The sequence below is a fragment of the uncultured Porphyromonas sp. genome (assembly GCF_934359325.1).
Lineage (GTDB): Bacteria > Bacteroidota > Bacteroidia > Bacteroidales > Porphyromonadaceae > Porphyromonas_A.
In genome coordinates this window covers 1-3,211 of sequence record NZ_CAKRLH010000188.1, presented here as the reverse complement: position 1 = coordinate 3,211, position 3,211 = coordinate 1, and the positions used below count along the sequence as shown (strand labels likewise).

The window sequence follows — 3,211 nt, the reverse complement described above, 5'->3', positions numbered from 1 at the left end:
CGTGAGATATGGAGCCGGAAATTCATGACAAGGTGATGAGTACCGCCACGATCGTGGCTGAGTTCTTCAGCCACTTCCGTGAGACGCTTTTGACTGGCGGCTGCCTGTCGGTCCACAAGGTGACCACCAGCTTTGACCTCGTCGAGGGAGAGATCCTGCTCTCCTCGGACAGCGGTCAGAGCGATAGCGAGGTGATCTACGGCTGGCTCTCCGAGGATGGGGAGCGTGCCGTGGTGACCGAGCAGGAGGCGCTCCTGACCGTCCGTGAGGCGCTGCGGCGGCTGGCGGCGGCGGGGTTCTTCGAGCAGTACCCCTTTGCGATGGACATCACGATCGACTACCAGAGCGGGGGAGCGAAGGATAAGACGCTCTACTCCCACAGTGACAGCACTTGGGACGAGGTACGCCACGACAAGCTCCTCAAGGGAGCCTCCGAGGAGCTGGACCTCTTCTTCGCTCGGCTGATGAAGTAGACCAGACTGCAAGATACGACAAGAGGATGACCTCCATGGAGATCATCCTCTTGTCGTATCTTGGATTATAGTGTATTAGCGATTGGAGAGCCGGTCCTTGAGCTTCTTCAGCTGGATCTCGAGTGCCTCGCACGCCTCATCGGCAGCCTGCTCAAAGCTGTCCGCCGTCTTCTCAGAGAAGAGATCCGGACCCTTGACAGAGAGGGTGATGCGGACCTTCTTATTACGCTTCGTCTCCGGCTTGATCAGCGTCATGACCACATCAGCATCTAAGATATCTGCATAGTAGCGCTCCAGCTTTTGGACCTTGGTGGTGACAAAGTTCTGCAGGTCGTTGGAGGCCTTAAAGTCTACGTCTTGGATCTTTACGTTCATAATAATCGTAAGTAGTTGGTTGGTGATTTATTCCTTGGATGGCTTCTGAGCCCTTGGGTGGGCGCGGTACATCCTCTGCAGTTCCTCGAAGGTGGTGTGGGCGTAGATAGAGGTGGTGGAGATCTCCTCATGCCCGAGGAGTTCCTTGACGCTCATCAGTCCTGCACCGTCATTAAGGAGCGCTGTGGCAAAGCTGTGGCGCAGCACGTGGGGACTCTTGCGAGAGTAGCCCGAGAGTGGCCCGAGGGCCTCCATGACGTAGCTGCGGAGCTGGCCGGCGCTGACCGGTATCCCTCGCTCTGTGGTGAGGAAGTGCGTCACCTCCGGACGCGTACTGCGGTCCCTGTAGGACAAATATAGAGCTATTTTCTGATCAAGCAAAGCGCCATAGGGGATATATCGCTCCTTATTTCGCTTCCCCAGGACGCGGATCCGCAGACCGGACCGATCCACGTCGCTGACCTGCAGCCCTCGCACCTCTGCCGACCGCATACCGGTCTGGAAGAGCAGGTCGGTCACAAAGGCGACCCGTAGGAGATGCACCCTGTCCTCCTCCCGCTCCGCAGCCTCAGAGTCGGTGTAGAGCTGCTCTATCCGTGTGGTGAGCGTCTCTGCATCTACAAAGGGCGGCAGGCTGCGCTCCATCTTGGGGAGCTGGACCGCAGCAAAGGGGTCCGTCTCCACCAAGCCCTGCTTCAGGAGGTAGGTAAAGAAGGTCCGCAGCGAGGAGAGCCGCCGATGAACCGTCCTTGGACTGTCCCCTCGCGCCATCAGCTGCATCGCCTGTCTCCGGGCGCCCCTCAGATCGATCGACTGTAGGCTCTCCGCTGTCGGATCCACCCCGCAGGTCTCCCCCCACACCTCCAGGTCACGCCGATAGGCAGTGACGGTGTGCGGCGAAGCCCCACGCTCATAGGTGAGATAGTCGACGAAGTCCTCGATAAGGTCGCTCATGCTGCTCTCTTCTTTTTTGTTCAGATAAAGATAGTGACAATTCTCGAGAGTTACTTCTCCTTATTACGATACACATAGTCGATCCCCACCAGCCCGCCCACAAAGGTCATCACCTCCCCGTATGCCACCAGCACGCTCGAGTCGATGATCCCCTGCGGCGGCATCCAGAGGGCGGTAAAGAGAAGCGTCATGCCGCAGGTGCAGAGCATCGACGCCCATAGGAGTCTAAATCGATTGTTCTTCTCATTCATAATAGGATTACTTAGATTGTTTCGCGATCGCTACCCGCAGCAGCACCGCAAGGGTCAGTCCCAGTGCCATGCCGATCAGGAGGGGCCTGCGACGATTGTTCTTTGTCAAGGGAGGAGAAGGGGGCGAAGCGACTTCCTGAGCCGACTGCTCCTCACGAGCCTGACGGGCTGCCGCCCGGACCTGATGCCGGGTCACCACCACACGTCTCGTCTCAGGCGGGAGGATCTGAGGTGTGTCCGGCAGGTCGCCGACCGGACCCTCCCACCACCGGATCGTCACCGTGTCACGCAGATCGTCACGACTCAGGCACTCCACCACGTCGTGCCTCTCCCTCTGTACCGCTCTCCCCCTGCTCTTGCAGCCGGATGTGAGACAGAGGGCGAGGCAGAAGAGGAACCACTGACTCCTCATGGCGTCACGACCCACTCCTTATTATACAGCTTGGCGTTGAAGCAGGGACAGAGCTTTGTCCACTCGTCCGGGGTGATCCTGCCATCTCCATTTCGGTCTCTAGAGAGATCCCGATGACCCACCACGTAGGAATTGGGATAGAGCTCTCTCAGCCGATGGATCAGCTGAGAGAGTGCCTGCCGCTGCATAGGCGTCCGGGTGTCTGCCGGCTGATACTTGTGATCCAGTCCTCCCTCGTAGCAGATGCCGATCGAGTGACGGTTGTGCCCCTGTACGTGAGCTCCTATGATATCCACCGGGCGCATGGCGTAGATCATTCCGTCCTTGGTGATGTAGTAGTGGTAACCACAGCCTCTAAATCCCCGCCGCACGTGGTCGCGGATCAGTTGCTCAGGCGTGTAGTCGTCACAGTTGCGCGTGGCACTGCAGTGGACCACCAGCAGATGGATCGCCCTCCGGGAGCGCCGGATCTCCTCCGCCCCGGTCACCGGACGGGGACCACTGTAGTCCTCCAGAGGATGAGGCGCCAGCTTGTCGACCATAGATGGTTGCATATAGATTTGTGTCATGGTAGATAATGGGTATATAAAGGTGTGAAGTGTGATCGGGAGAGGCGTTACCGACCTCTCCTCCTGGTGGGATGACGAAGCATCACCCTCGTCATCCCTGGGGGAGCCTTTACCTCAGGAGAGGTGTCAGCTCCCGCTGCTTAGTGGGGCTTAGCCGACCTCGTTGCCGCCGGTCTC

6 protein-coding genes are annotated in these 3,211 nt (G+C 58.6%); 1 reads left to right on the top strand and 5 read right to left on the bottom strand.

The window, feature by feature from the left end; all coding sequences use genetic code 11:
- Positions 1-8: 8 nt before the first annotated feature.
- A complete protein-coding gene (locus Q0F21_RS06680) occupies positions 9-473 on the top strand; it encodes a hypothetical protein (RefSeq protein WP_297238510.1) in 465 nt (154 codons plus the stop codon).
- A 75-nt stretch (positions 474-548) separates the two neighbouring features.
- On the opposite strand, the gene raiA is transcribed toward Q0F21_RS06680, so the two are convergent.
- The 5 genes from raiA to Q0F21_RS06655 are packed head-to-tail and all read right to left on the bottom strand — an operon-like array spanning position 549 to position 3,034.
- Complete coding sequence (gene raiA, locus Q0F21_RS06675) at positions 549-848, bottom strand: ribosome-associated translation inhibitor RaiA (RefSeq protein WP_018107538.1); 300 nt, start codon at positions 846-848, stop codon at positions 549-551.
- A gap of 27 nt (positions 849-875) precedes the next feature.
- On the bottom strand, positions 876-1,802 hold the full coding sequence (locus Q0F21_RS06670; protein WP_297238508.1) for a tyrosine-type recombinase/integrase: 927 nt from the start codon (positions 1,800-1,802) through the stop codon (positions 876-878).
- A 50-nt stretch (positions 1,803-1,852) separates the two neighbouring features.
- Positions 1,853-2,053 carry a hypothetical protein gene (locus Q0F21_RS06665; RefSeq protein WP_038973973.1) on the bottom strand — a complete coding sequence of 67 codons (201 nt, stop codon included), beginning with the start codon at positions 2,051-2,053 and terminating at the stop codon, positions 1,853-1,855.
- Between the two features lie 7 nt (positions 2,054-2,060).
- Positions 2,061-2,465, bottom strand: coding sequence for a hypothetical protein (locus Q0F21_RS06660; RefSeq protein WP_297238506.1), 405 nt, complete (start codon positions 2,463-2,465; stop codon positions 2,061-2,063).
- Positions 2,462-3,034, bottom strand: a complete 573-nt coding sequence (locus Q0F21_RS06655) for an N-acetylmuramoyl-L-alanine amidase (RefSeq protein ID WP_297238504.1) — start codon at positions 3,032-3,034, stop codon at positions 2,462-2,464. The genes Q0F21_RS06660 and Q0F21_RS06655 overlap by 4 nt, the downstream gene beginning before the upstream one ends.
- Between the last annotated feature and the right edge of the window lie 177 nt (positions 3,035-3,211).

What these genes read in the sequence shown, in the direction of transcription:
- raiA (WP_018107538.1), bottom strand. Translation starts at nt 848, where the DNA reads ATGAACGTAAAGATCCAAGACGTAGACTTTAAGGCCTCCAACGACCTG.
- Q0F21_RS06680 (WP_297238510.1), top strand. Translation starts at nt 9, where the DNA reads ATGGAGCCGGAAATTCATGACAAGGTGATGAGTACCGCCACGATCGTG.
- Q0F21_RS06655 (WP_297238504.1), bottom strand. Translation starts at nt 3,034, where the DNA reads ATGACACAAATCTATATGCAACCATCTATGGTCGACAAGCTGGCGCCT.
- Q0F21_RS06665 (WP_038973973.1), bottom strand. Translation starts at nt 2,053, where the DNA reads ATGAATGAGAAGAACAATCGATTTAGACTCCTATGGGCGTCGATGCTC.
- Q0F21_RS06670 (WP_297238508.1), bottom strand. Translation starts at nt 1,802, where the DNA reads ATGAGCGACCTTATCGAGGACTTCGTCGACTATCTCACCTATGAGCGT.
- Q0F21_RS06660 (WP_297238506.1), bottom strand. Translation starts at nt 2,465, where the DNA reads ATGAGGAGTCAGTGGTTCCTCTTCTGCCTCGCCCTCTGTCTCACATCC.